The organism is Streptomyces liliifuscus, from assembly GCF_016598615.1.
Taxonomy (GTDB): domain Bacteria; phylum Actinomycetota; class Actinomycetes; order Streptomycetales; family Streptomycetaceae; genus Streptomyces; species Streptomyces liliifuscus.
The window spans coordinates 4993601-5020105 of record NZ_CP066831.1; the positions used below are offsets into that span (position 1 = coordinate 4993601).

Genomic DNA, 26505 nt, shown 5'->3' on the forward strand with positions numbered 1-26505 from the left:
GATGCCGCGATAAATGGTTGGCCCCCGCCGCCTCCCCTCGCCTAGGATCTCCGCTCTTGCCCGCCTCCCTCGCGGAGTGCCGCCGACCGGACGGAAACCGGTCGGCACACAGCCCGGCCATACGGCGGCAGCCCCGCCCTACGGCGACGAGGCACACCCACGCAGCAGGCTCCAGGCCCCGGAGGCATCACCCGTGTCCACCCCGCCCGACTCCGCCATGCCGGTCCCCGATCCGTCCGACGACCCGCTCTCCCGCGAGCGCGCCCACCTCACACACTCCCGTGCCGCCCTCCGCTCGATGCGCGAGGACGTCGAGTCGCTCGACATCCGGGACGTCACCGCGAACTGGGTCAACGCGGAGGTCCTCACGCGCCAGATCGACGAGCGCATCAAGGCCCTCGCCGACCTCTCGCACACCCCGCTCTTCTTCGGCCGCCTCGACTATCTGCACTCGCCGGGCGCCGACCGGGCGGAGGGCGCGGAGGGCGAGCGCTTCTACATCGGGCGCCGGCACGTGCACGACGCCGACGGGGACCCGATGGTGATCGACTGGCGCGCCCCGGTGTCCCAGCCCTTCTACCGGGCCTCCAAGAAGAACCCGCTGGACATCGCGCTGCGCCGCCGCTTCGGGTACACGGCCGGCGACCTCACCGCGTACGAGGACGAGCACCTCTCCGACCCCTCCGAGGCGGCCGCCACCAGCAAGCTGCTCCAGCAGGAGATCGAGCGCCCGCGCGTCGGCCCGATGCGCGACATCGTGGCGACGATCCAGCCCGAGCAGGACGAGATCGTACGGTCCGGTCTCGGCGGCTCGGTCTGTGTGCAGGGAGGTCCGGGCACCGGAAAGACGGCGGTCGGTCTGCACCGGGTCGCCTATCTCCTCTACGCCCACCGCGACCGGCTCGCCCGCACCGGCACCCTGGTCATCGGGCCGAACGCGTCCTTCCTCCACTACATCGAGCAAGTGCTCCCCGCCCTGGGCGAGTTGGAGGTCAAGCAGGCCACGGTCGACGACCTCGTCGCACATGTGGAGGTGCGGGGCAGGGACGAGGCGGCGGCCGCGGTCGTCAAGGGCGACGCACGGATGGCCGAGGTGCTGCGCCGGGCAGTCCGCTCGCACGTGACCATGCCCACCGAGCCGGTCATGGTGGTCCGCGGCTCACGCCGCTGGCGCGTTCCGGCGTACGAACTCGAAGTCATCGTCCGTGAGTTGCTCGACCGGGACATCCGGTACGGCGCCGCCCGCGAGGCCCTTCCGCAGCGCATCGCGCACGCCGTGCTGGTGCAGATGGAGCGGTCGGGCGAGGCCCCGGACGACCGCGTGCAGGACGCCGTGGCCCGCAACACCGCGGTGAAGACGGCGGTGAAGGCGGTCTGGCCGCCGGTCGACCCGGCGAAACTCGTGCTGCGCCTGCTCTCCGACGCCGACTTCCTGGCCGCCCACGCCGAGGGCATCCTCACCGAGGACGAGCAGAAGACGATCCTGTGGGCCAGGCCCGTACGGTCGGTGAAGTCCGCCAAGTGGGCCGCCGCGGACGCCGTGTTGATCGACGAGGCCACCGATCTCGTCCAGCGCACGCACTCCCTGGGGCATGTAGTACTCGACGAGGCGCAGGACCTCTCGCCCATGCAGTACCGGGCGGTGGGGCGGCGCTGCACGACCGGTTCGGCGACCGTGCTCGGGGACCTGGCACAGGGCACGACCCCCTGGGCTACCCGGAGTTGGGAGGAGGCGCTGACCCATCTGGGCAAGGGGGACGCGGTCGTCGAGGAGCTGACGGCCGGTTTCCGTGTGCCGACGGACGTCATCACCTACGCGTCCCGGCTCCTCCCCCACATCGCGCCCGGCCTGACCCCGGTGGCGTCGGTCCGCGAGAACCCCGGCTTCTTCGAGGTCCGCCCGGCCACCGCGGACACCGAAGTGGTCGCCGCCTGCGAGGAGTTGCTGCGCAACGAGGGTTCGGTCGGCCTCATCGCGGCCGACGCGCGCGTACCGCTGCTGGCCGAGGCCCTGACGGCGGCCGGGCTCCCCTATCTGGGCCCCGGCGAGGAGACGACCCTCACCACCCGCCTCACCCTGGTCCCGGCCTCGCTCGCCAAGGGCCTGGAGTACGACTACGTGGTCCTGGACGAGCCCCGGGCCGTCGTCGACGCCGAACCGGACGAGCGCACCGGCCTGCGCCGCCTGTACGTATCCCTGACCCGAGCGGTCTCGGGCCTGATCGTCACACACACGGCCCCACTGCCGCCCCAGTTGTCACAGGGTCGTTAGGGCCCGGGGAACTGCGCAGCCTTTCGGCTTCCAGGGGCGCGGGGAACTGCGCAGTCTTTGGCTTTTAGGGGCGCGGGGAACTGCGCGACCAGCCCCCACGGACCCGCAGACGAACACCCGCACCCCAGCGGAGCGCTCACGCGTCCAGCGCGGCCCGCCACTCCCGTACCGCCGCCGCCGAGACCGGTACGTCCCAGCCGCCGGGCCGGGCCGCTCCGCCGATGTGGAAGGCGTCGACGCCTGCGGCCCGCAGCCGCGGTACGTGGTCGAGACGCAGGGCACCGCCGACGAGGAGCCGCGGCTCGTACCCCGGTTCACCGCGGCGGGCCGCCTCCGCGAGGAGCGTGGCCAGGCCCTCGTCCACGCCCGCCGCGGACCCCGCCGTGAGGTACGCGTCCAGGCCGGGCAGATCGGCGAGGCTCTTGCGCAGCGCGTCCCGGTCGGCCGCGCGGTCGATCGCCCGGTGGAACGTCCAGCGGCAGCCGTCCAGTTCGGCGAGCACCGCCTCCAGCGCGGGCAGGTCCGGGTCACCGGTCTCGTCCAGGAACCCGAGCACGAACTCGTCCGCCCCGGCGGCCCGCAGCTCCCGGGCCGCCCGCCGGAGTTCCCGTACGTCCCCGGCCTCGAAACCGTCGGCCAGGCGCAGCATCACCCGCAGCGAGATGCCGACGGCGGCCCTGATCTCCGCGAAGGTCGCGACCGGCGGGGTCAGCCCGTCGGCGGCCATGTCGGTGACCAGCTCCAGCCGGTCCGCGCCTCCGGCCTCGGCGGCGACCGCGTCCTCGACACCGAGGGCGATCACCTCCAGGACTGCACGCTCACTCATAGGACCTCTTCCCTCGGGCGGCTACAGGTCTAGTCCAATAGTCAGCCTACGCGCTCGACGCCGCGGACCGACGGACCGGGCCCGGCCGGCCGGGCCGGAGCCCGGAACCGCCGCCGGGGGCTCAGTCGAACAGATCGAGCTCCGCCTCCGTCGCCCCCGCCAGCTCGTACCGCGTCCCGGTCAGCGGGCGCCCCGCGTGCAGCCGTACGAGGGTGGCCGCGTCGCCGAGGTAACGGGCGGGCGGCCGGTCGCCCGAGGGCGCGCCGAGCAGCAGCGGCTCGTCCATGTCGTCGAGGTCGGCGTGCAGGGCGGGCCGCCCCCGGTCGCGGGTGATCCACGCCAACAGGTCGAGCGCGGGCCCCACTTGGGCACCCGCGTACGCTCCGGGCTCGCCCCAGGCGTCCCGTACGTCTCCCGCGTGCACCCACTCACCGAGCCCGACCCCGTCCAGCGCGCCGCCCGCCTTGGCGATCACGGGGCCCGCGTCGGTCATGCCCCGCTCCAGCTCGTCGACGATCTCCGCGAGGGACCGGCCGGACCGCTCGGCGATGTCCCGGTCGTTCGCCTCGGGGCTGAACACGTCCTTCTCGTAGCGGCTCTCCACGACCCGCGACAACGCGGCGGAGCAGTGTGCGAGGAGGTGTCTCACGGTCCAGCCCGGACAGCAGGTCCTGACCTCGAAGTCCTGCTCGGGTCGGCCTCGCAGAAGGGGGATCAGGACGTCCCGTTCCGCGGCCAGCAGCTTGCCCGGCAGTTCCGGGTCACGTACGGGGTGCGTGTCTGCAGCAGTCATGGATCCACGCTAGGCGCTCCGCGGGGAGCGGGGGCATACGGTCGTGGAAACCTGCGGGCCGGTTGTGGCTGGTCGCGCAGTTCCCCGCGCCCCTACGGGGCCGGAGCGCGATGAACAATGGGCCCATGGCCGATCTCGACTCCCTGCGTGCCCGCTGGTTCCGTGCTCTGGAAGGAGCCCGTGACGCCGACGCCCGGGCGGACCCCGCCCCCTACGCCGACAACCTCATCTCCCGCTGGTCGGAGCCGCAGCGGCGGTATCACACGGTGGAACATCTGACGGCGGTTCTGGACCACGTCGATGTGCTGGAGGCGCACGAGAAGTACGCGGCGGACGCCGACCTGGTGCGGCTGGCCGCGTGGTTCCACGACGCCGTCTACCTCCCCGACCGTTCCGAGAACGAGGAGCGGTCCGCGCGGCTCGCCGAGCGTGCGCTGCCCGAGGCCGGTGTCTCCGCGGCCGGCACGGCGGAGGTCGCCCGGCTCGTCCGCCTGACCGTCACGCACGCCCCGGCCGACGACGACCCCAACGGCCAGGTCCTCTGCGACGCCGACCTCGCCATCCTTGCGGCGCCCCCGGCCGCGTACGCCGACTACACGGCCGCCGTCCGCGAGGAGTACGCCTTCGTCCCGCCCGAGGCCTTCCGCGAGGGCCGCGCGGCGATCCTGCGGCAGCTCCTGGAACTGCCCCGGCTCTTCCACACCCCTTACGGGACAAGGGAATGGGAGGGTCCGGCGCGCCGGAACCTGGAGGCGGAGCTCAGCCTGTTGACGGGCTGAACGGCACCCGATGGAATGACAGGCCCATCCATGAGGTTGGCACCTGATATGCCCGTCCCCACGAGCGTCGGCTCCGCCACGCCCACCCGCACCCGCACCCGTATGCCCCTGGCGGTCTACGTCCTCGGGCTCTCCGTCTTCGCACTGGGCACCAGTGAGTTCATGCTCTCCGGGCTGCTGCCGGCCGTCGCGGACGACATGAACGTGTCGATTCCGCGCGCGGGACTCCTGATATCCGCCTTCGCCGTCGGCATGGTCGTGGGCGCGCCGCTGCTGGCCGTGGCGACGCTCCGGCTCCCCCGCCGTACGACCCTGATCTCGCTCATCGCGGTCTTCGGGGTGGGCCAGATAGCGGGCGCACTCGCCCCGAACTACGCCGTGCTCTTCGCGTCCCGTGTCGTGAGCGCGCTGGCGTGCGCCGGATTCTGGGCGGTCGGCGCGGCCGTGGCCATCGCCATGGTCCCGGTCAACGCCCGGGCCCGCGCCCTCGCCGTGATGATCGGCGGCCTGTCCATCGCGAACGTCCTCGGTGTCCCGGCCGGCGCCTTCCTGGGCGAGAGCCTCGGCTGGCGGTCGGCGTTCTGGGCGGTCGGCGCGGCCTCCGCGGTCGCGCTGGTCGGAGTGGCCACGCTCATCCCCCGTATCCCGCTCCCCGACGAGAAGCCGCAGCTCAGGCGGGAGCTGCTGATCTACCGCGACCGGCAGGTCTGGCTGTCCATCTCGCTGATCGCGTTCGCCGCGGGCGGTGTCTTCTGCGCCTTCAGCTATCTCGCGCCGCTGCTCACCGACGTGTCCGGGCTCGACGACAGCTGGGTGCCCGTGGTGCTCGGGCTGTTCGGCGTCGGGGCGCTGATCGGCACGATGATCGGCGGCCGGATCGCGGACTCGCACCTCTTCGGGGTGCTGCTCTCCGGTATCGCGGCCTCGTCCGTGCTGCTGGTCGCGCTGGCGCTGCTCGGGCAGCACGCCGTCGCCGCCGTGACCCTCGCTTTCCTCCTCGGCGTCTCCGCCTTCTACACGGCCCCGGCCCTCAACGCCCGGATGTTCAACGTCGCGGGCAAGGCCCCGACCCTGGCCGGTGCCACCACCACGGCCGCGTTCAACCTCGGCAACACCGGCGGCCCCTGGATCGGCGGCGCCGTCATCGACGCGGGCCTCGGCTTCGCCTCCCCGGCCTGGGCGGGCGCGGCCCTGACGGTCACGGCGGGCGCGGTGACGGCGGTCTCGCTGCGCCTGCACCGGCGTACGGCGGCCTCACGGGTGGTGATCACCGGAGCCCCCGCCTCCACGTCCACCGCCACGGCACCCGGCGAGCCGATTAATCAGTCTCGCTCGGCGAACTGATCACCTATCCTCACCGGCATGCTGGCCATGGGCGGGGATCAGGTGGAAGAGGCGGTCGCGGACGCGGTGGCGACGCTGCGGGGGGTGGCCGACCGGGACTGGAGCGTCAAGGCGGGCCGCCTGGACTGGAGTTGCCGCAGGACGGCGGAGCACATCGCGTCGGACTGCATCGCGTACGCGGGCCAGTTGGCGGGCCTCCCGACCGACCGTTACGTACCGTTCGACATCACCTTCGACGAGTGCGAGAGCCCCGAGGACGTCCTCCAGGTCGTCGAGGCGACCGGCACCCTGCTCGCGGCCGCCGTCCGGACCGCCCCGCGCGAGGCCCGCGCCTTCCACCCGTACCCCTTCCGCAGCGCGAACCGCGAGGGCTTCGCCGCGATGGGCGTCACCGAGGTGCTCGCGCACACGCACGACATCGCCGAGGGTCTGGGCATTCCGTACGAGCCGCCGGCGGCGCTCTGCGAGGCGGTGCTCACCCGGATCTTCCCGCACGTCCGGCCCGCGCCCGGCGACGCCCACTGGCGCACGCTCCTGTGGGCCACGGGCCGCGGCGACCTGCCCGGCCGCGCGCCCCTCACCGAGTGGCGCTGGAACAACAACCTCGTCATACCCGCCGACCGCCTCACCCTCCAGGGCGTCACCCCCGCGGCCGCCGCCGACCTCGGCGCGGGCGGCACCGGCGGCTTCGAGTGGACCGAGGACGGCCCCTTCGAGGGCACCCGGGACGCCGCCGGCATGGTCACGAAGGCGTACGAGGCCGGTGTGCACCGCCCGGAGTTCGGCCTGTTCGTCCTCGTACGCCGCGAGGACGGCCGCGCGGTCGGCGGCATGGGCTTCCACGGCTCCCCCGACGAGGACGGCCGCGCCGAGGTCGGCTACGACCTGGCCGAATCCGCCCGCGGCAACGGCTACGCGGCCGAGGCCCTGCGCACCCTGTCCGCCTGGGCCCTCTCCCGCGACGACGTCACGTCCCTCTTCGCGACGGTGGACCGCGTCAACGCCCCTTCCCAGAGCGTGCTGTCCCGCGCGGGCTTCACCCGGGTGAGCGCGGAGGGCTGGGACGGCGACGGCGAGCAGTACGCGTACGAGCTGAAGGGCTGAGGCGGAACGTCGTCGGGGCCTGTCAACTCCCGGGCACGGCACGGCCCTTGGGTCTGCGCAGACCGGAGGCGAGCAGCAGCCGCACCACCTCGCGGCTGCGGACCTGCACGGCTCCGGCCGCCACCGCGTCCTCGTACCGGTGCGAGGGGATGTCGTAGTGATCACGCTCGAAAGCCCGGGCGGGGGCGCCCAGCCGGCGGGCGAAGTCGTGCAGTTCGTCGTACGAGACGTCGCTGACGAGGTGGGACCACATGCGGCCGTGCCCCGGCCAGTCGGGCGGGTCGATGTAGACGGTCACGAGGAGTGCGTCCCTCCGCCGGACCCGTCGCCAGGGCCCGCGCCGGCCGCCTCGAGCGCGCCGACCGCCGAGACCTTCACCCCCGCCTTGTGGCACACCCAGTGCGGGTCGGGCCCCAACTCCGGCTCCACTTCCAGGGCGTGGGGGTCACCGGCACCACAGACGGGACACAGCGGCCACCGTCCGTACCGCTCGAGAAGCGCGTCCTGTACGTCCTGGGCGACGAGCCCCGCCACGTAGTCGACCCCCTCCGGCCACTGCTCCACCCACCAGCGCCGCTGCACCACCGACTCCTCGACGAACGAGACGACATCCGGCTCGGCGACCTCACCCGCGGCAAGATCGGCCAGCACAAGCGCCCGCGCCGCGTGCAACGCCTGCTCCAAGGGGCTGATGGGATGGGGAGAGGGCGGAGAATCCATAGGTCCATTGTGCGCCACCCGAGCCGCGCCATGCCGGGCCCCGTAAGGGGCGCGGGGCTGTATACATATGCGGCTCCGCCGCGTGGGCGCGACCAGCCCCCACCGACCCGCGCACGCAGGACCCACCCCTTGACCCTCCCCCGTGGCGAAAATATCTTTCATACGTGACCCATGAAGTGAAGGAAATTTTCGCGGGCGAAACCCCGCCGGCCCCCGCGGCCCTCGCCGCCAAGGTCCGCACACTCGCCCCGTCGATGACCCGCTCCATGCAGCGCGTGGCGGAGGCCGTGGCCGCCGACCCCGCCGGCTGCGCGGCCCTCACGGTCACCGGCCTCGCGGAACTGACCGGCACCAGCGAGGCGACGGTCGTCCGTACGGCCCGTCTCCTCGGCTACCCCGGCTACCGCGACCTGCGCCTGGCCCTCGCCGGACTCGCCGCCCAGCAGCAGTCGGGCCGTGCCCCCGCCGTGACGGCCGACATCGCGGTCGACGACCCGATCGCGGACGTGGTCGCCAAGCTCGCGTACGACGAACAGCAGACGCTCGCCGACACGGCGGCCGGGCTGGACACGGTCCAGCTGGGCGCGGCGGTCGGCGCCCTCGCGGCGGCCCGCCGTATCGACGTGTACGGCGTCGGGGCGTCCGGCCTCGTCGCGCAGGACCTGACCCAGAAGCTCCTGCGGATCGGACTCATAGCGCAGGCGCACAGCGACCCGCACCTCGCGGTGACCAACGCCGTGCAGCTGCGGGCCAAGGACGTGGCGATCTCGATCACGCACTCCGGGTCGACGGGGGATGTCATCGAGCCGTTGCGGGTCGCGTTCGAGCACGGGGCCACGACGGTCGCGATCACCGGGCGTCCGGACGGTCCCGTCACCCAGTACGCGGATCACATCCTCACGACGTCCACGGCCCGGGAGAGCGAGCTGCGGCCGGCGGCGATGTCCTCGCGGACGAGTCAGCTGCTGGTGGTGGACTGCCTGTTCATCGGGGTCGCGCAGCGGACGTATGAGACTGCGGCGCCCGCGTTGTCGGCGTCGTACGAGGCGTTGGCGCATCGCCACCGGAGCGCTTCGCGCTAGCGCTCGCTGGGTGCGGTTGTTTGTCTGCGGGTGCGTGGGGGCTGGTCGCGCCCACGCGTCGGAGCCGCATATGTACACAGCCCCGCGCCCCTCAAAGACAAAGACCAGGCGCCCCGGCACTCTGAAGTCCCGCGGACGAAACCTCAGCACCAGAACCGCCCCGTACCAGAAAGAGCCGTCGTACATGACCTCCAGCGCCGATGCCACCGACGCCCCCTCCCACTCCTCGCGTTCCTCTCACTCCTCGCGCTCCGAATACCGTGATGTGCGGGCCGAGTTGGAGAGTCTGACCACTGAGGCTTTTCGGCCTGAGTTGTCCGAGATCGATCAGTTGCCCACGTTGGACATCGCGAAGCTCATGAACGGGGAGGACGCGACCGTGCCGGGGGCGGTCGCCGCGCAGTTGCCTGGCATCGCGGCGGCGATCGATGCCATCGCGGAGCGGATGGGGCGGGGCGGGCGGCTCGTCTACGCGGGTGCGGGCACGGCCGGCCGGCTCGGGGTGCTGGACGCGTCCGAGTGTCCGCCCACCTTCAACACCGACCCCTCCGAGGTCGTCGGACTGGTCGCGGGCGGCCCGGCGGCGATGACGACGTCGATCGAGGGTGCGGAGGACTCGGCGGAACTGGCCGTGGAGGACCTCTCCGCCCTGAACCTCACGGCGGACGACGTGGTCGTGGGCGTCTCCGCCTCGGGCCGTACCCCGTACGCGATCGGGGCGGTGGAGCACGCGCGGGCGCTCGGTGCCCTCACGGTCGGCCTGTCCTGCAACGCGGACAGCGCCCTGGCGGCGGCGGCCGACCACGGCATCGAGGTGGTCGTGGGTCCCGAGCTGCTGACCGGCTCCACCCGTCTGAAGGCCGGTACGGCCCAGAAGCTCGTCCTCAACATGCTCTCGACGATCACGATGATCCGCCTGGGCAAGACGTACGGGAACCTGATGGTCGACGTACGCGCCTCGAACGAGAAGCTGCGCGCCCGCTCCCGCCGTATCGTGGCGCTCGCCACCGGCGCCTCAGACGAGGAGATCGAGACAGCCCTCGCCGCAACGGACGGCGAGGTCAAGAACGCCATCCTCACCATCCTGGGCAACGTGGACGGCCCCACGGCGGCCCACCTCCTGGAGGAGAGCGACGGCCACCTGCGCGCGGCACTGGCGGCGGCGCTCCGCTGACCGGCCCGCTCCCCTGCCGCCGGAAGGAGCAACGCCCGTGACCGGGAAGCCGGGAACCGACCGAACGACCTGCATGGCCTGCCGGCTCACCTCCGGCACCGAGCACCTCCCGGGCGGGACGGTCCACCGCACCGCCCTGTGGGTCGTCGAGCACTGCGTCGGCCCCCTGGGCGTGGGCACGCTCGTCGTCAAACCGCTGCGCCACGTCCTCCACGTGGCCGACCTGACACCGCCGGAGTCCGCCGAGCTCGGCCCGCTCCTTCGACGGGTCTCCGCAGCCGTCACCGCGGTGACCCGCCCCGAGCAGGTCTACGTCTGCCTCTGGTCCCACGCGGGCGCCGTGCCGGGCCATATCCACTTCGTCGTGCAGCCCGCCCTCAAGGCCGACCTCGACCGGTACGGGGTCCACGGGCCCGCCCTGCAGATGGCCATGTTCGACGCGGGCGCCGTACCGGACGAGGAGGCGGTGGCGGAGGTGTGCGAGCGGATGCGGGCAGAGCTGGACTGTCAGTGGGGCGTGGGAGTCTAGGGAGGTCGAACAGGAAGGGGTACGAGAACCGTGAACCACGCGCAATTGACCGCTCTGGGGCGCGCTCTGCGGGTGCTCGGTGAGCATGGGGACGCCCTGTCCTCCGATACGCGGGACGCGAAACTGCATGAGGTGAAGGCCGATCTCAAGCGGGCGCTCGACCTGCTGGAGGAGACGGTGACGACGGCGGCGCCGACCACGCGCTGCTCGGAGCACCCCACGGGCCCGGTCGACCAGGACGCCCCGGACCTGTGCCTGCTCTGCGAGACCCGTCGCCGCCTCGCCCGCCGTTCGAAGGTCAACGACTCGTTCCCGCAGGGCCGTCCGACCGCCCCGGACGAGATCGTGGAGCGCACGAAGTCGCGTTACGGCGTGCGGGGCGACCGGCCCCAGCCCCAGCAGCGCTGGCTCCCCGAGCTGTGGACCGGCCAGACCTGGCAGCTCTGCGGCACACCCCGCCGCGACAAACAGGAGGCGGAGCTGTATCTCGCCGCCCAGCGCCGGGGCCCCCGCCCGAGCATGGCCTACCGCCTGGTGCACGAGTTCACCGACTACGAGGTGCTACGGATCTGGGGCACCCCCGTGAAGATCGACATCGAGCCGATGGGGAACCTCTAGCCCGGCACCCCGGTTCTCACCCGATCCCCCGGCTCCAGCCCGACACCTCCGCGATCCACTTGATGAAGTCGCCCGGGTCCTGGTCGGCGCCATGACCGGCGTCCCAGTAGTACGCGGTGTCCACGTCGTCGCCCAGGCTCGTCAGACGGGCGGAGAGGTTGCCCGCGACCGAGAGCGAGGTGTCACTGTCCTTGGTGCCGAGGCGGATCCACCAGTGCTTCGACCACGCCCGCACCCACTCTCCCGGGTGCATACCGTTTCAATCGATACCGTATCGATCGAACCAAGAGCGGTAATATGCTCCCATGACCGCCGACGCTCCCCACCCCGCCACCACCGCCTCGCGCCCCTCCACCACCACCGCCTCGCGCGCGACCGACCGGCCCGGGGACACCTCACCCTTCGCCCTCGGTCTGCTGCTGCGGCAGGCGCACTGGCGGGCGGCCGCGGTGATGTCGGAGGCGCTCCGGCCGCTCGGCATCGAGTTGCGGCATTTCGCCGTGCTGATCGTGCTGGTCGACCGCGGACCCACCGTCCAGCGGGACCTGGCGGCGGCGACGGGGACGGACAAGGCGGGAATCATGCGGGTCGTCGACGACCTGGAGCGCAAGGGCCTCGCCGTACGCAAGTCCGTTCCGGGGGACCGACGGGTGCGGGCGGTGGAGATCACGCCACAGGGCATAGACCTCTTCGACGCGGCCCACGCGGGGGCGGCGCCAATGGCCGAGGGCCTGGTCGCCGACCTGGCACCCGGCGAGCCCGAGCAACTGACCGACCTGCTGACCCGGTTCGCCTATCCCACGGACGGCAAGGCGTAAGCACTCCCACGCCCCACGCCTGACGCCTCACGGCCCACGGCCCATAACCCCCGACCTGCGGGCGGGCTACGCGGCGAGGCGTTCCGCGAGCGCCTTGGCCTTGGCGGTCGCGTCCATGAAGGCGCGCTCGCGGGAGGCCTCATAGAGGGGGATCAGCTCGGACATGGCCGGGTTGCGGGGGGCCATGGTGAGTTCCGGGACGATGAATTCGAGGTCCAGGCCGAGGGCGCCCTGGAGGACGGCCCCCAGGTAGTTCTGCACGAACTCGAAGCCCTCGCGCGGGGTGCCCGGCGCGTAGGAGCCGCCGCGGCTGGCCACGACGACGACCGGGGTGCCCTTGGCGGACGGGGTCTCGCCCGCGGTACGACCGAGCAGGAACACGTTGTCCACCCACGCCTTGAGGGTCGACGGGATCGAGTAGTTGTGCATGGGCGCGCCGATCAGGACGACGTCCGCCCGCTCCAGTTCCTCGATGAGCTTCACGCGCCCGGCGAAGGCGGCGGCCTGCTCCGGGGTGCGCTCGGACGGGGCCGTGAAGCCGGCGGACCAGGCGGCGGCGGTGATGTGCGGGACCGGGTCGGCGGCGAGGTCTCGGTGGATCACCGTGCCCTCCGGGTGCTGCTCCTCCCAGGCCCTGCGGAAGGCGTCCGCGACCGAACGGGACGAGGACGCCTCGCCGGGAAGCACGGACGAGTCGATGTGCAGCAGCGTGGTCATGCGCTTTCTCCAAGGAACGGTGCCCGGGCGGGGGCCGGGGGCAGAGGATTCGTACTCCACGACAGTTAAACACGAGAAGGTATCGAATGATACCGTCGCGGGTAAGACGAAGACGGTGACGCCGAGCAGCGGCGAGCGGATGGGAGGTAGGCGGCCTTGGACGTCTATAAGGCGGTCACGAGCCGACGGGCGGTGCGCGGATTCACCGACCGGCATGTCCCGGGGGAGGTACTGGAGCGGGTGTTGTCCGCGGCGGCCCGGGCGCCCTCCGCGTCGAACCTCCAGCCGTGGCACGCGTACGTGCTGACCGGCGGTCCGCTGGCCGAGCTCAAGAAACGCGCCGGTGAGCGCCTGGCCGCGGGCGACCCCTGGGACGAGCCGGAGTACGAGATGTACCCGCCCGCGCTCAAGTCCCCGTACCGGGAGCGCCGGTCCGCCTTCGGCGAGCAGCGCTACGGCGCACTCGGCATTCCGCGCGAGGACCTGGAGGCACGCCAGCGGGCCGCCGCCGCGAACTGGGAGTGCTTCGGCGCGCCCGCCGCCCTGTTCTGCTACATCGACCGCGACCTGGGCCCGGCCCAGTGGTCCGACGTCGGGATGTTTCTGCAGACGGTCATGCTGCTGCTCCGCGCCGAAGGGCTGCACAGTTGTACGCAGATGGCGTGGGCGAAGTACCACCGGACTGTCGCGGAGGTTCTGGCACCCCCGGACGAGCTCATCCTCTTCTGTGGCATGTCGATCGGGTTCGAGGACACCACATTGGGATACACCCGTACGGGCCGGGCTCCGCTCGACGAGACGGTCGTCTTCGTCGAGCCTTGAGTCCGACGGGAGCAGAGAGCCGAGAGCCGCGAGCAGTAACCGGGACAGCGGCGAGAGCAGCTGGGAGGTCCGCGATGGCGACGATGGGGAACCTGCCCGAGGTGGTGTCGCGCGAGGAGTGGCTCGCGGCCCGCAAGGAACTGCTGGCGAAGGAGAAGGAGCTCACCCGGGCACGCGACCGGGTGAACGCCGACCGGCGGCGCCTGCCGATGGTCCGCGTCGACAAGCCGTACACCTTCGAGGGCCCGGACGGGACCAGGTCCCTGCCCGACCTGTTCGAGGGGCGGCCCCAGCTGGTCATGCACCACTTCATGTGGACGTACGACATCGACGCCGACGGCAACGAGCACCCCCGCGACACGGGGTGCCCGAGCTGCTCCTCGGCCGCCGACGGCATCGCCGGACTGCGGCAGCTGCACGCCCGCGACACGACGCTGGTCGCGGTGACCCGCGCGCCGTACGCGAAGCTCGCCGCGTACCGCGAGCGGATGGGCTGGACGTTCCCCTGGTACTCCTCGGCCGGCGGCGACTTCAACTACGACTTCCACGCGACGGTCGACGACCGCGTCGCGCCCGTCCAGGTCTTCCACTACACCGAGGCCGAACTCGCTTCGGCCGGAATGCCCTGGTCGGAGAGCCTGCGGGGCGACTGGCCGGGCATCAGCGCGTTCCTGCGGGTGGGCGACGAGGTCTTCCACACCTACTCGACCTTCGGCCGGGGCATCGAGGAGTTCCACAACGGCTACCCCTACCTCGACCTCACCGCGCTCGGCCGCCAGGAGGCGTGGGAGGAGCCGAAGGACCGCGCGACGCCGCGCGGCATGCAGGTCGGCGGCCCCGGGATGCGCATTCCGGACGAGTACGAGGTCTGAGGCGGGACGAGTACGAGGTCCGAGACAGGATGCCGATGCGTCTGCACCCGGGCGAGACCGAGGCCACCGGCCGGCGGACGGTGACCGTGCTCGACGCCGTCCGGCAACTGCGCGCGGCATCGCCCGGCGTCACCGGACGTCCGCGGGTGATCGCGATCGACGGCCGGGGCGGCGCGGGCAAGACGACCCTGGCCGAGCGGCTGTGCGGGGTGGCGCCCGACTCCGCCGTCGTGCACACCGACGACATCGCCTGGAACCACGCCTGCTTCGACTGGGGCGCCGTGCTCGTCGAGAACGTCCTGCGGCCCCTGCACCGGGGTGAGTCGGTGGACTTCCGCCCCGATGCGTGGATCGCCCACGACCGGCCCGGATCGGTCACCGTCCCCGCCGGTGCCGACTTCGTCTGGGTCGAGGGCACCGGCATCATCCGCGAGGAGCTCGCCCCGTGGCTGGACGCCTCGGTGTGGATGCAGGGCGACCTCGACGAGCAGGAGCGCCTGCTGGCCGTCCGCGACGGCGACTCCCCCGAGCAGCGGGAGCACGTGGCGAACTGGCTGCGGGAGGAACTGCCGTTCATGCTGCGGGAACAGCCGTGGGCACGGGCCACCATGATCGTCGTCGGCCCTCCGTGGACCGGCCACGACCCGGACACCGAGTTGACCGTCGCCCCGCCGACCGGCCCACCGACCGGCCCGCCTGTGGAGCTACGTGTCCGAGGCGCGGGCGGTTGAGCGGGAGCCGCCGGCCAGGTGCTCGACCGAGCCGAGGAAGTCGCGGAAGGCCTGGTCGGTGCGGGTGGAGTCGCCGGTGGCGTCGAGGTCCATGAGGAGACCACGGATGACGGCGAGAACGAGCGTCGCGAGATCCGGCCGGCCGATGCTGCGCAGACCGTCCTCCAGCGGCCCGAGCCAGTCGGTCGTCGCGGTACGCCGGAAGTTGGGCCACAGCTGCTGCTCCGCACTCTCGCGCAGCTGACCGAACATCCGCAGATATGGCTGCCCGTCCGGGCCGGTGATGGCGGTCCAGGCGCGGTTCAGGGTGACCGTGTACGGCTCGTCCGGCCGCACCCGCAGGAGGTCGCCGAACGTGTCGAGCTGACGTTGCCGCGCGCGCCCGAGGACGGCCCGCAGCAGGGCGTCGCGGGTGCCGAAGTGGTAGATGAGCATGCGGGCCGAGGTGCCGGTGGCGCCGGCCAGCGGTTCGAGCCGGTCGGGGAGGCCGTGCGCGAGGGCGTGATCGGCGCAGGCGTCGAGCAGCTTCTCCTTGATGTGCGGCTGCGGTCGTCTGCCCATGCCCCTACTTTTTCACGTAACAACTACTACGTCTATCGTCGCCGGGGAGGCAGTGAAGTCCGACGTGGAGGTGGCGATGAGGGTCGTGTTCGTGCACGGGGCGTGCGTGCGGGACGGGTCGTGGTGGTGGCACCGCACCGCCGAGCTGCTGCGGGAGCAGGGCGTGCCGAGCGTGGCCCCGGCACTGCCGAGCTGCGGCGAGACGGGCCCGCCCGGCGGCGCCGACGGTCCGGGCCTGCCCGAGGACGTTGCGGCGGTCCGCCGGGTGCTGCGGGCCGACGACGAGCCGACCGTCGTGGTCGCCCACAGCTACGGCGGCATCGTCACCGCGGAGGCCGCCGCGGGAATCGATTCGGTACGCCATCTGCTGCTGGTCTCCAGCTACCTGCCCGAGGTCGGGCAGAGCCTGTCGGATTTCGGGGACGGCAGCCCAGCCCCGTTCCTCGACATCGACCCCGGGGCCGGCACGTTCGGGGTCCGCCCCGAGCTGCTCGCGGACACGTTCCTCCAGGACTGCGACCCCGAGATCCGGACGCAGGCGGCGGACCACCTCGCCCGGCAGAGCGTGCAGGTGACCGGGCAGCCGGTCGGAGCGGCCGCCTGGCAGCACCTGCCCTCGACGTACCTCGTCTGCACTCAGGACCGGGGCACCCCGCCACGCCTGCAACACGAGTTCGCCCGCCGGGCCTCCAACGTCGTCGAACTCGAAACCGGCCACCACCCGTTCCTGTCCCGGCCCGCGGCGGTCCGGGACTTGCTGCTGAGCCTGTGACGGGCTTCGGATCCTCGACGCCACCGTCACCGTCGTCCATGTGCTGAAGGTCGGCCGCAGCGCGTGACCGACCCGCGCAACGCCGAGGGCGGCGCCCCGTGAGAAGGGGGCGCCGCCCTCGGCGTACAGCAGCGAGCAGTGGTGGTCAGCTCAGGGAGCCCAGTGCCGCCGCGTCGTATGCCCCCAGTTCGTCGAAGCGGCCGTCGAGGATCTTCGCGGCCCACTGCGGGTCCTGGAGGAGGGCGCGGCCGACGGCGACCATGTCGAACTCGTCGCTCTCCAGGCGGTCCAGCAGGTCGTCGATGCCCCTGGCCGGGGCGCCCTCGCCCTGGAAGCCCTTGAGGAAGTCGCCGTCGAGGCCGACCGAGCCGACGGTGATGACCGGCTTGCCCGTCAGCTTCTTCGTCCAGCCGGCCAGGTTCAGGTCCGAGCCGTCGAACTCCGGGAGCCAGTAGCGGCGGGTGGAGGCGTGGAAGGCGTCCACACCGGCCGCGGCGAGCGGGGCCAGCAGCGCCTCCAGCTCCTCCGGCGTCTCGGCGAGACGTGCTTCGTAGGCCTGCTGCTTCCACTGCGAGAAGCGGAAGACGATCGGGAAGGTGGGCGAGACGGCGGCGCGCACCGCGGCCACGATCTCCGCGGCGAACTGCGTCCGGGCGACGAGGTCACCGCCATACGCGTCCGTGCGGCGGTTCGTGCCCGACCACAGGAACTGGTCGATCAGATAGCCGTGCGCGCCGTGCAGTTCGACTCCGTCGAAGCCGATGCGCTCGGCCGCGGCAGCGGCCTCGGCGAAGGCCTGGATGACGTCGTCCAGGTCCTGCTGGGTCATGGCCCTGCCGGTGACCTCGGCGCCCTCCGTGTGGATACCGGACGGACTGACGGACGGGGCGTCCGTGAACGGCGGCTCGCCTGCCCTGCGCACACTCCCGATGTGCCACAGCTGCGGCACGATCTTCCCGCCCGCCGCGTGCACGGCCTCGGCGACCTTCGCCCACCCGGCCAGCTGCTCCTCACCGTGGAAGCGCGGGATGCTGTCGCTCTGCCCCGCCGACTCGTGGCCCACGTACGTGCCCTCGGTGACGATCAGGCCGACCCCGGCGGCGGCACGGCGTGCGTAGTACGACGCCACGTCCTCCCCCGGAACACCGCCCGGCGAGAACTGCCGGGTCATCGGCGCCATCGCGATCCGGTTCGGAACGGTCAGGCCGTTGATGGAGACGGGCCGGGAAAGGATCTCGGCCGCGCGGGAGGCGGAGGTGGCGACAGTCACGTAGGGGCTCCTCGTGGGGTGGAGTGATCGAGCGGTCGGTCAGTCGGTCAGTCGGTCAGCGGATCCATGCGTACATACGCGCATTCCCGTTGGTATGTGCACACGCATGGATCACTCCTCGCATCAACCACCCCGGTGACCAGGACATTCCTCCACCCCGCCGCCGACCCCCCGTGATCCCGGCCACACCCCCGCGCCCCGATCAAGGCCGACCTGCTGCGCGCGAGTGATCTATAAAGTGTGGTGGCCATCAACACCATTCGAACGCAAGGGAACAGATGGGTAGACAGATACGGTGGGCGGCCGCTCTCGCCGTCCCCCTCGCCCTCGGAGCCACACTGCTCGCTCCGACGACCACCGCACAGGCGGAGACGGTCGTCTCCGGGAACTACACCTCGGTCTTCAACTACCCGAGGCCCACGAGCGCCTACGACTACTCGATCAGCACCGGCGCCGGTGAACTGATCGACCTCGCGGCGCCGGACTCGACCCTCTACATGGGGATGTACTGGTTCAGCAGCGCGGCCCTGCGGGAGAAGCTCGCCGCCGCGCAGACGCGGGGTGTGACCCTGCGCATCGTCGCGGAGGGCGTGAACTCCGGCGACCTGAGCCAGCTGCCGCTGACGGGCGACTCGACCCTCACCCGGTGCAGCAACGGCTGTCTCGGCAACGGCTCGGGCGACACACGCGCGATCAACCACGACAAGTACATGGTGCTCGACGCGCTCACCGACGGCCGCAAGAACGTCGTCTGGCAGAGCTCGCAGAACCTCGCGGGCGGCCAGGACGGCGAGATCAACAACGCGGTCGTCGTGGCGAACAACGCGGCCCTCGCCACCCGGTACCGCAACCACTTCAACGACCAGGTCGAGCACGCAGGCGACAGCCTGCACACGACGTACGACCACACCACGGGCGACCCGAACTCCCCGGTCGAGGCGTACTTCTCCCCGCGCGACACGGCCTCGGACGCCACTCACTACGGCAACGCCGACATCCTCGCCTCGTTCATCGACCAGGTCGACTGCACGCACGACGGCAAGATCAGGATCGCGGCGGCCGAGCTCGACCAGCGCTCCACCCGCCCCGCCGTCTACGAGGCCCTGGAGACCAAGCGGATCGAAGGCTGCGCCATCGAGGCGAACGTCCGCGACCTCAGCGACGGCGGCGGCAACAACGGCGTCAACGAACTCGCCGGCCTCGACATCCCGGCCTACGGCAACCGCCCCGGCGGCTGCCGCTACAAGGCCACGGCGACCTCGTCCTGCAACCGCGGCACCGTGCACTCCAAGTACCTGCTGACGGAGTGGAAGAAGGACGACGGCACCCAGGTCCAGCACGTGTACACGGGCTCCCACAACTGGACCGCGGGCTCGCTGAAGACCAACGACGAGACGATCCTGCGCATCGACGACGCGGGCACCTACCAGGCGTTCGTCGCCAACTTCAACAAGGCCCGCGCCCTCGTGGTCGACATCGACGCCACGAAGTACGGCTCGACGTCCCAGCACTACTCCCGCGTCAACGTGGAAACCAAGGGCGACCAGCACTACAGCGCCGTCGCCTCCGGCGGCACCTCCGCCGTCTACACGGCGGTCGTGTACGAGCAGGGCGACCGGCACGACCCCTCGGACACCGAGCTGGGCACCGACGTGTACATCCGCATGTACAAGGACGGCGTGGCCCTGTGGGACGAGAAGCTGCTGAGCAACAGCGGGACCGGCACCACCTGGTCGCACCAGAAGCCCGACGTCGGCGTGGACGACCAGGGCAACGCGATCGTCGTCTGGGCCAAGGACGACGACGGCAACAAGTACGCCGACATCGCCGTACGCCGGATCACCCCGGCCGGCACGGTCACCACCCTGCCGCGCCCGCACGCCTCCGGTGACGGTGACCAGCTGCGGCCGACGGTCGCCGTGGCCGGTGACGGCTCCTACGGCGTCGCCTGGGAGTCCACGGCCGACGGCTCGACCCTCAACCAGGTGTACGCGAGCAGCTGGTCGCCGACCGGCGCCGCGCGCTACCAGGACGTCCAGGTCAGCACGATCAACTCCGGTGCTGCCGGGTCCAACCGCCGGCCCGACGCGGCGATCGACGACGCCGGGAACATGGTGGTCGCCTGGGAGGAGGACGCGGACGGCAACGGCGGCCTCAACATCGGGGTGGCGAAGCTGACCACCTCGGGCGGCTTCGCCGTGGCCCGCAAGGTGGCCAACTCGCTCACGGACGGGCAGCAGACCAGGCCCGCGGTGGCGTCGGCCGGTGACGGCCGGTTCGTCGTGGCGTGGACGGACGAGTACACCACCGGCACCGGCACCCTGGTCCGGGACCAGCGGATCCAGCACCGCGTCTTCTCGGCGGCCGGCGCCGCCGCGGCGGCCGACCGGCGGACCACCGAGGACGCCACCGTGGACGGCCCCTTCGTCGACGGCAAGCGGCCGATCTCCGACCAGGCCGACGCCGATGTGGCGGTCGCCGACGACGGCAGCTTCGTCGTGGCGTGGAAGGAGGCCTTCGACGCGTTCGTCGGCAACCCCGCGACCCTGCACGCCGGCCAGGACGACGTCTGGGCCCGCGGCTTCAACGCGGACGGGACCGCGACCGACCGGCTCGTTCCCACCCGGATGAACGTGGTGACCGGCGGGGGCCAGGGCGGCCCGGCCGTGGCCCTGGCCGCGAACGGCCGTCTGGCGCTGACGTACTCGGACGACTACGACGGCAACGGCCACAACGAGATGCGCCTGCGGGACGCGTTCAAGAACGCCTGATCAAGGCACCGCCGACGGAAACGCCGGCGAAAACGCCCGAGGGCGGCACCCCTGGAATGGGGTGCCGCCCTCGTTCGCGTAATGCGAAGTACTGCGTAATGCGAACTGCGATGAACTACCGAGCCTTGGCTGCTTGCGCAGGGGCTCAGAAGTCCATGTCACCGCCCGGCATGCCGCCGCCGGCGGGCGCGGACGCCTTCTCCGGCTTGTCGGCGATGACGGCCTCGGTGGTGAGGAACAGCGCGGCGATGGACGCGGCGTTCTGCAGAGCGGAGCGCGTGACCTTCGCCGGGTCGATGATGCCTTCGGCGATCATGTCGACGTACTCACCGGTCGCGGCGTTCAGGCCGTGGCCGACGGGCAGGTTGCGCACCTTCTCGACGATGACACCGCCCTCAAGGCCGCCGTTGACGGCGATCTGCTTGAGCGGGGCCTCCAGGGCGAGCTTCACGGCGTTGGCGCCGGTCGCCTCGTCACCCTCCAGGTCCAGCTTCTCGAAGACCGAGGAAGCCTGGAGCAGAGCCACGCCACCACCGGCGACGATGCCCTCCTCGACGGCCGCCTTCGCGTTGCGAACAGCGTCCTCGATGCGGTGCTTGCGCTCCTTGAGCTCGACCTCGGTGGCGGCACCGGCCTTGATGACGGCCACGCCGCCGGCCAGCTTCGCCAGGCGCTCCTGGAGCTTCTCGCGGTCGTAGTCCGAGTCGGAGTTCTCGATCTCGGCACGGATCTGGTTGACGCGACCGGCAACCTGGTCCGCCGAACCCGAGCCGTCGACGATCGTCGTCTCGTCCTTGGTGATGACGATCTTGCGAGCGCGACCGAGCAGCTCCAGGCCCGTGTTCTCGAGCTTGAGGCCGACCTCCTCGGAGATGACCTCGCCGCCCGTGAGGATGGCGATGTCGTTCAGCATCGCCTTGCGGCGGTCACCGAAGCCCGGAGCCTTGACGGCGACGGACTTGAAGGTGCCACGGATCTTGTTGACGACCAGGGTCGACAGGGCCTCGCCCTCGACGTCCTCGGCGATGATCAGCAGCGGCTTGCCCGACTGCATGACCTTCTCCAGGAGCGGGAGCAGGTCCTTGACGTTGGCGATCTTCGAGTTGGCGATCAGGATGTAGGGGTCGTCGAGGACGGCCTCCATACGCTCCATGTCGGTGGCGAAGTACGCCGAGATGTAGCCCTTGTCGAAGCGCATACCCTCGGTGAGCTCGAGCTCCAGACCGAAGGTCTGGGACTCCTCGACCGTGATGACGCCTTCCTTGCCGACCTTGTCCATCGCCTCGGCGATGAGCTCGCCGATCTGGGTGTCGGCGGCGGAGATGGAGGCCGTCGAAGCGATCTGCTCCTTGGTCTCGACATCCTTGGCCTGCTCAAGGAGGGCACCGGAGACGGCCTCGACGGCCTTCTCGATACCGCGCTTGAGAGCCATCGGGTTGGCGCCGGCCGCCACGTTGCGCAGGCCCTCGCGGACGAGTGCCTGGGCGAGGACGGTCGCGGTGGTCGTACCGTCACCGGCGACGTCGTCCGTCTTCTTGGCGACTTCCTTGACCAGCTCAGCGCCGATCTTCTCGTACGGGTCCTCGAGCTCGATCTCCTTGGCGATGGACACACCATCGTTGGTGATCGTGGGGGCGCCCCACTTCTTCTCGAGGACGACGTTGCGACCCTTGGGACCAAGGGTGACCTTGACGGCGTCGGCGAGCTGGTTCATCCCGCGCTCGAGACCGCGCCGTGCCTCCTCGTCGAACGCGATGATCTTGGCCATGTGAAGTGGTCCTCCCGGACTGGGGTGGAATCTCCAGGACCGCGCCCGCGCCCGCGACGGACGGCCTGCCGACCTCGTGGTTCCTTGCCCCACCCGGCCAGCGGGCCTCACCGACCCGGTCCTCGTTATCACTCTCACCTTCAGAGTGCTAACGCCAATGATTAGCACTCGACCCATGCGAGTGCAAGCGGCTCAGGATGATCCGCAGGTGGGAGCAGGTGGGGCGAGAGTGGAAAGAGGGGGCATGGACGGCGCGCGGGCGTGCCGAAGGGCCCGCACCCCGTGGGGTACGAGCCCTTCGGAAGAAGAACGTCGCTGCAGTAAGTCGGCGCGTGCTTCAGCCGGTCGCCAGTCGGACCATGTCCGCCTGCGGCCCCTTCTGGCCTTGCGAGATCTCAAAATCGACCCGCTGACCCTCTTCCAGGGTGCGGTAGCCGTCCATCTGAATCGCGCTGTAGTGGACGAAAACATCCGCACCACCGTCGACCGCGATGAAGCCGTACCCCTTCTCCGCGTTGAACCATTTGACGGTGCCCTGAGCCATGCCTAACTCCCCTATTACTGGCCCTTGCACAGACCCGCACTTCGCGGATCCGGGTCAGACCTCACCCCCCAACGGTTGGGGGTGTGCGCCGGAACGCGTCGACCGCGGCTGAATGTATCCGTCCAACTGCCGTCTGCAACAGGTCAATCCGACGAGAATTCCGGGCACGACCGATCGGGAATATGTGAAGAATTCACGAAGATTCAGGGCAAGTCGGGCCCCATGAATGCCATAAAAGGCTCAAAAAGGCGGGGCACTTTGGCTACTTCTTGTCGGGCTTCGGGCGGGATCTCAATGCGCCCGGCGTGCAGATCGAAGCAGGTTCCCCAACTGTACCGCGCTCAACCATACAGAATTGCCCCTTCCGCTTCTCTCACGGAGGGGGCAATTCGATGAACTCTCGGTGACGGCCGTTACCGAAGGTAATGATCAGCCCTCGGGGCGCCGCCCGGCGGTCAGCCGCCGGCGACCGCGGGAATGATCGAGACCCCGGCCCCGTCCGGCGTCGCCGTCTCAAGACCCTGCTCGAAGCGGACGTCGTCGTCGTTCACGTACACGTTGACGAACCGGCGCAGCTGCCCCTGGTCGTCCAGGACCCGGGCGGCGATCCCGGCGTGGTTCTTCTCCAGATCGGCGATGACCGCACCGAGAGTCGCCCCCTCGGCGGCAACCTCGGCCTGACCGCCCGTGTAGGTACGCAGGATGGTGGGGATACGAACGTTGACGCTCATGGGGTTGGACCTCCGTCGGAGTGGGTGGCCCCTCCAGGGGCGCGGGGAACTGCGCAGTCTTTTGCTTTCAGGGGCGCGGGGAACTGCGCGACCAGCCCCCACGGCCCGCAGCGAAGGAACAACGACTAACCGAGCCCAGCCTCACGGAAAGAGTCCAGGTTCGGCCGGATCGTCGCAGTCAGCCCCGTGTCGGAAGCAACCGCGTCCAGGGTCTTCAGACCATCACCGGTGTTGAGCACAACAGTGGTCAGACTCGGATCCAGCAGACCGTTCTCGATCAGCTTCTTCGCCACCCCCACCGTCACACCACCGGCGGTCTCCGCGAAGATCCCCTCGGTCCGCGCGAGCAACTTGATCGCGTCGACCACCTGCTCGTCGTTCACGTCCTCCACGGCCCCACCCGTACGCCGGGCGATATCGAGAACGTAAGGACCGTCCGCCGGGTTTCCGATGGCGAGCGACTTGGCGATCGTGTTCGGCTTCTGCGGCCGTACGACGTCGTGCCCGGCCTTGTACGCCACGGACACCGGCGAGCAGCCCTCGGCCTGCGCACCGAAGATCTTGTACGGCTTGTCCTCGACGAGCCCGAGCTTGATCAGCTCCTGGAGCCCCTTGTCGATCTTCGTGAGCTGCGACCCGGAGGCGATCGGGACGACGAGCTGGTCCGGCAGCTGCCAGCCGAGCTGCTCGCAGATCTCGTACGCCAGGGTCTTGGACCCCTCCGCGTAGTACGGCCGCAGGTTGACGTTGACGAAGCCCCAGCCCTCGCCGGCCGGGTCACCGATCAGCTCGGAGCAGAAGCGGTTCACGTCGTCGTAGTTGCCCTCGATGCCGACGAGCTCGCCGCCGTAGACCGCGGCCATGACGACCTTGCCCTGCTCCAGGTCGTGCGGGATGAACACGCAGGAACGGAAGCCGGCGCGCGCGGCGGCGGCGCCCACCGCACCGGCGAGGTTGCCGGTGGAGGAGCAGGAGAGGGTGGTGAAGCCGAAGGCACGCGCGGCCTCAAGCGCCTGGGCGACGACCCGGTCCTTGAAGGAGTGCGTCGGGTTGCCCGAGTCGTCCTTCACGAAGAGCTTGCCGGCCTCGACACCCAGCTCGCGCGCCAGGTTGTCGGCCTGGACGAGCTTGGTCCAGCCGGGGTTGATGTTGGGCTTGTCGGCCACGTCCGCGGGGACGGGCAGCAGTGGCGCGTAGCGCCAGATGTTCGCGGGGCCCGCTTCGATCCGCTTGCGGAGCTCCTCGGTGTCGTAGGCCGAGAAGTCGTACGCGATCTCCAGCGGGCCGAAACACTCCTCGCAGGCGAAGACCGGACCGAGCGGGACGCGGTGGCCGCATTCGCGGCAGGAAAGCGCGGCGGCCGGGCCGAGGTCGACGGAGTTCGCGGCGGGGGTGGAGTTCGTGGTGCTTGCAACTGTCTGCGCAGCCATGGAGGCGAGGCCCTTTCTCCTCATCTTCCTCACGACGCACTTCGCCGTGAGACGGATTTGGCACCTTCCCTAGCCGGGAGCCTCGCTGCGCTGATCGACGATGATCAGGACGAGACCGGCTGGAGGGTTGCCGGGGCTTCAACGGGCCGTATCCCTCTGCCCCTCTGGATGAGCGGTATTCAGTTGTGGTTTTGGTCGTGCTTCTGGTCGTGCTTTTGGTTGTACACGCAACGACCCCCGACATGCGATGGTCATCAGCGTTGTTCAAGACTGTAACCGAAGGCCTGGATGGTGGAGAGAGCCGTCCGAACCGCGAGATGACAGTGACGCAACCCACACTGCAGGCCGCGGCGGGCACACGCATCCCAATGAACGCAAGGGAGAGCCGCACGTGCTGGAAGACGTCGAGCGCTGGCTGAGCACGCGCTCCTGGTCCGTCGAGGACCGCCCGCTCAAGCAACTCATCGCCGCGAAGCGTGCCACCGGCTCCACGGTGAGTGTCGTACTGCCCGCGCTCAACGAGGAGGAGACCGTCGGCGAGATCGTCGCGATCATCCGCCGTGAGCTGATGACCAGGAAGGTGCCGCTCGTCGACGAGATCGTGGTGATCGACTCGGGTTCGACGGACCGTACCTCCGAGGTCGCCGCCGAGGCGGGTGCTCGTGTCGTGCACCGGGACGAGATCCTGCCCCGGCTGCCGGCCGTCCCCGGCAAGGGCGAGGTGCTGTGGCGCTCGCTCCTCGTCACCCGCGGGGACATCGTGGCCTTCGTCGACGCGGACCTGAAGGAGTTCTCGGCGGACTTCGTCTCCGGGATCGTCGGCCCGCTGCTCACCGAACCGGGCGTGGACCTCGTCAAGGCGATGTACGACCGCCCGCTGGGTTCCGCCGCAGGTCAGGGGGGTCGGGTCACCGAACTCATGGCCCGCCCGCTCCTGAACATGCACTGGCCGCAGCTGGCCGGCTTCGTCCAGCCGCTGGGCGGGGAGTACGCGGCCCGCCGCTCCCTCCTCGAACGGCTCCCGTTCCCCGTCGGGTACGGCGTGGAGCTGGGCATGCTGGTCGACTCGCTGCACCTGGTGGGCCTGGACGCCCTGGCCCAGGTCGACGTGGGCGTCCGCAAACACCGCCACCAGGACGGCCAGGCGTTGGGCCGCATGTCCGCCGCGATCTACCGCACCGCCCAGCTCCGGCTGGCCCGCGGCCACATGATCCGCCCTTCCCTGACCCAGTTCGAACGAGGCGAGAAGGGCTTCGAGCCCCGCACGTACTCGGTGGACATGGAGGAGAGGCCGCCGATGGCGGAGATCGAGGAGTACGTGGAGAGGAAAGCCGCATGAGGAGCGCCCCGTAAGGGGCGCGGGGAACTGCGCGATCAGCCCCCACCGGCGGCCGGGCGAGGCACACCTCACGCACCACGGCGAGTGGGAACGTTTGAGCGTTTACACCGGGGGCTAG

26 protein-coding genes, 1 pseudogene and 1 riboswitch are annotated in these 26505 nt (G+C 70.7%); of the genes and pseudogenes, 15 read left to right on the forward strand and 12 right to left on the reverse strand.

The window, feature by feature from the left end:
* The first annotated feature begins 217 nt into the window (after positions 1-217).
* A complete protein-coding gene (locus JEQ17_RS21060; protein WP_200401628.1) occupies positions 218-2272 on the forward strand; it encodes a HelD family protein in 2055 nt (684 codons plus the stop codon).
* 136 nt (positions 2273-2408) lie between these two features.
* Here JEQ17_RS21060 and JEQ17_RS21065 read toward each other — a convergent pair whose 3' ends face one another.
* The gene (locus tag JEQ17_RS21065) at positions 2409-3098 is read right to left on the reverse strand and encodes a copper homeostasis protein CutC (RefSeq protein ID WP_200396678.1); all 690 of its coding nucleotides are present in this window, start codon (positions 3096-3098) and stop codon (positions 2409-2411) included.
* Between the two features lie 121 nt (positions 3099-3219).
* On the reverse strand, positions 3220-3891 hold the full coding sequence (locus JEQ17_RS21070) for a maleylpyruvate isomerase family mycothiol-dependent enzyme (RefSeq protein ID WP_200396679.1): 672 nt from the start codon (positions 3889-3891) through the stop codon (positions 3220-3222).
* A gap of 125 nt (positions 3892-4016) precedes the next feature.
* Here JEQ17_RS21070 and JEQ17_RS21075 point away from each other — a divergent pair, with 125 nt between their 5' ends.
* The 3 genes from JEQ17_RS21075 (at position 4017) to JEQ17_RS21085 (ending at position 7118) form a co-directional block, all read left to right on the forward strand.
* The gene (locus JEQ17_RS21075; RefSeq protein WP_200396680.1) at positions 4017-4670 is read left to right on the forward strand and encodes an HD domain-containing protein; all 654 of its coding nucleotides are present in this window, start codon (positions 4017-4019) and stop codon (positions 4668-4670) included.
* 102 nt (positions 4671-4772) lie between these two features.
* The gene (locus JEQ17_RS21080) at positions 4773-6014 is read left to right on the forward strand and encodes a Cmx/CmrA family chloramphenicol efflux MFS transporter (RefSeq protein WP_200401629.1); all 1242 of its coding nucleotides are present in this window, start codon (positions 4773-4775) and stop codon (positions 6012-6014) included.
* A gap of 18 nt (positions 6015-6032) precedes the next feature.
* Positions 6033-7118, forward strand: coding sequence for a GNAT family N-acetyltransferase (locus JEQ17_RS21085; RefSeq protein ID WP_200396681.1), 1086 nt, complete (start codon positions 6033-6035; stop codon positions 7116-7118).
* A gap of 22 nt (positions 7119-7140) precedes the next feature.
* On the opposite strand, the gene JEQ17_RS21090 is transcribed toward JEQ17_RS21085, so the two are convergent.
* Both JEQ17_RS21090 and JEQ17_RS21095 read right to left on the reverse strand, forming a co-directional pair.
* Positions 7141-7416, reverse strand: a complete 276-nt coding sequence (locus JEQ17_RS21090) for a DUF4031 domain-containing protein (RefSeq protein ID WP_200396682.1) — start codon at positions 7414-7416, stop codon at positions 7141-7143.
* Positions 7413-7838 carry a hypothetical protein gene (locus tag JEQ17_RS21095; protein WP_200396683.1) on the reverse strand — a complete coding sequence of 142 codons (426 nt, stop codon included), beginning with the start codon at positions 7836-7838 and terminating at the stop codon, positions 7413-7415. Before JEQ17_RS21095 ends, JEQ17_RS21090 begins: the two co-directional genes overlap by 4 nt.
* 164 nt (positions 7839-8002) lie before the next feature.
* Between JEQ17_RS21095 and JEQ17_RS21100 the strand changes: the two genes are divergently transcribed.
* The 4 genes from JEQ17_RS21100 (at position 8003) to JEQ17_RS21115 (ending at position 11241) form a co-directional block, all read left to right on the forward strand.
* Positions 8003-8920, forward strand: coding sequence for a MurR/RpiR family transcriptional regulator (locus tag JEQ17_RS21100; RefSeq protein WP_200396684.1), 918 nt, complete (start codon positions 8003-8005; stop codon positions 8918-8920).
* Positions 8921-9104: 184 nt separating this feature from the next.
* A complete protein-coding gene (gene murQ, locus JEQ17_RS21105) occupies positions 9105-10094 on the forward strand; it encodes an N-acetylmuramic acid 6-phosphate etherase (protein WP_200396685.1) in 990 nt (329 codons plus the stop codon).
* Between the two features lie 37 nt (positions 10095-10131).
* On the forward strand, positions 10132-10623 hold the full coding sequence (locus JEQ17_RS21110; protein ID WP_234048297.1) for an HIT family protein: 492 nt from the start codon (positions 10132-10134) through the stop codon (positions 10621-10623).
* Positions 10624-10653: 30 nt separating this feature from the next.
* Entirely contained in the window at positions 10654-11241 is a 588-nt protein-coding gene (locus JEQ17_RS21115; protein WP_200396686.1) for a hypothetical protein, read from the forward strand.
* Positions 11242-11257: 16 nt separating this feature from the next.
* Here the strand turns inward: JEQ17_RS21115 and JEQ17_RS21120 are convergent.
* A pseudogene (locus tag JEQ17_RS21120) lies at positions 11258-11464 on the reverse strand (subtype B tannase); the annotation flags it as partial.
* An 82-nt stretch (positions 11465-11546) separates the two neighbouring features.
* On the opposite strand from JEQ17_RS21120, the gene JEQ17_RS21125 reads away from it, so the two are divergent.
* Positions 11547-12059: a MarR family winged helix-turn-helix transcriptional regulator gene (locus JEQ17_RS21125; RefSeq protein ID WP_200396687.1), complete on the forward strand. Its 513-nt coding sequence runs from the start codon at positions 11547-11549 to the stop codon at positions 12057-12059.
* A gap of 66 nt (positions 12060-12125) precedes the next feature.
* Here the strand turns inward: JEQ17_RS21125 and JEQ17_RS21130 are convergent, their stop codons facing one another.
* The gene (locus JEQ17_RS21130) at positions 12126-12776 is read right to left on the reverse strand and encodes an FMN-dependent NADH-azoreductase (RefSeq protein ID WP_200396688.1); all 651 of its coding nucleotides are present in this window, start codon (positions 12774-12776) and stop codon (positions 12126-12128) included.
* 156 nt (positions 12777-12932) lie between these two features.
* Here JEQ17_RS21130 and JEQ17_RS21135 point away from each other — a divergent pair, with 156 nt between their 5' ends.
* The 3 genes from JEQ17_RS21135 (at position 12933) to JEQ17_RS21145 (ending at position 15201) form a co-directional block, all read left to right on the forward strand.
* On the forward strand, positions 12933-13598 hold the full coding sequence (locus tag JEQ17_RS21135) for a nitroreductase (RefSeq protein ID WP_200396689.1): 666 nt from the start codon (positions 12933-12935) through the stop codon (positions 13596-13598).
* A gap of 74 nt (positions 13599-13672) precedes the next feature.
* Positions 13673-14470, forward strand: a complete 798-nt coding sequence (locus tag JEQ17_RS21140) for a DUF899 domain-containing protein (protein WP_200396690.1) — start codon at positions 13673-13675, stop codon at positions 14468-14470.
* Positions 14471-14505: 35 nt separating this feature from the next.
* Positions 14506-15201, forward strand: a complete 696-nt coding sequence (locus tag JEQ17_RS21145; protein ID WP_234048298.1) for a uridine kinase family protein — start codon at positions 14506-14508, stop codon at positions 15199-15201.
* Here the strand turns inward: JEQ17_RS21145 and JEQ17_RS21150 are convergent.
* Positions 15175-15762: a TetR/AcrR family transcriptional regulator gene (locus JEQ17_RS21150; RefSeq protein ID WP_200396692.1), complete on the reverse strand. Its 588-nt coding sequence runs from the start codon at positions 15760-15762 to the stop codon at positions 15175-15177. The two genes, JEQ17_RS21145 and JEQ17_RS21150, sit on opposite strands and share 27 nt — an antisense overlap.
* 76 nt (positions 15763-15838) lie before the next feature.
* Between JEQ17_RS21150 and JEQ17_RS21155 the strand changes: the two genes are divergently transcribed.
* Positions 15839-16534 carry an alpha/beta fold hydrolase gene (locus tag JEQ17_RS21155; RefSeq protein ID WP_200396693.1) on the forward strand — a complete coding sequence of 232 codons (696 nt, stop codon included), beginning with the start codon at positions 15839-15841 and terminating at the stop codon, positions 16532-16534.
* 145 nt (positions 16535-16679) lie between these two features.
* Here the strand turns inward: JEQ17_RS21155 and JEQ17_RS21160 are convergent, their stop codons facing one another.
* The gene (locus JEQ17_RS21160) at positions 16680-17804 is read right to left on the reverse strand and encodes an NADH:flavin oxidoreductase (RefSeq protein ID WP_200396694.1); all 1125 of its coding nucleotides are present in this window, start codon (positions 17802-17804) and stop codon (positions 16680-16682) included.
* Between the two features lie 278 nt (positions 17805-18082).
* On the opposite strand from JEQ17_RS21160, the gene JEQ17_RS21165 reads away from it, so the two are divergent.
* Positions 18083-20575 carry a phospholipase D-like domain-containing protein gene (locus tag JEQ17_RS21165; RefSeq protein WP_200396695.1) on the forward strand — a complete coding sequence of 831 codons (2493 nt, stop codon included), beginning with the start codon at positions 18083-18085 and terminating at the stop codon, positions 20573-20575.
* Positions 20576-20720: 145 nt separating this feature from the next.
* On the opposite strand, the gene groL is transcribed toward JEQ17_RS21165, so the two are convergent.
* The 4 genes from groL to thrC form a co-directional block, all read right to left on the reverse strand.
* Positions 20721-22343, reverse strand: a complete 1623-nt coding sequence (gene groL, locus JEQ17_RS21170) for a chaperonin GroEL (RefSeq protein ID WP_200396696.1) — start codon at positions 22341-22343, stop codon at positions 20721-20723.
* 337 nt (positions 22344-22680) lie between these two features.
* Complete coding sequence (locus tag JEQ17_RS21175) at positions 22681-22887, reverse strand: cold-shock protein (RefSeq protein ID WP_007493268.1); 207 nt, start codon at positions 22885-22887, stop codon at positions 22681-22683.
* Between the two features lie 455 nt (positions 22888-23342).
* Positions 23343-23618 (reverse strand): MoaD/ThiS family protein, encoded by a 276-nt coding sequence (locus tag JEQ17_RS21180; RefSeq protein WP_200396697.1) that lies wholly within the window; start codon positions 23616-23618, stop codon positions 23343-23345.
* Between the two features lie 125 nt (positions 23619-23743).
* A complete protein-coding gene (gene thrC / locus JEQ17_RS21185) occupies positions 23744-25048 on the reverse strand; it encodes a threonine synthase (protein ID WP_200396698.1) in 1305 nt (434 codons plus the stop codon).
* Between the two features lie 17 nt (positions 25049-25065).
* Positions 25066-25223: riboswitch (SAM riboswitch) on the reverse strand.
* Between the two features lie 216 nt (positions 25224-25439).
* Between thrC and JEQ17_RS21190 the strand changes: the two genes are divergently transcribed.
* Positions 25440-26387, forward strand: coding sequence for a glucosyl-3-phosphoglycerate synthase (locus JEQ17_RS21190; RefSeq protein WP_200396699.1), 948 nt, complete (start codon positions 25440-25442; stop codon positions 26385-26387).
* The last annotated feature ends 118 nt before the right edge of the window (positions 26388-26505 follow it).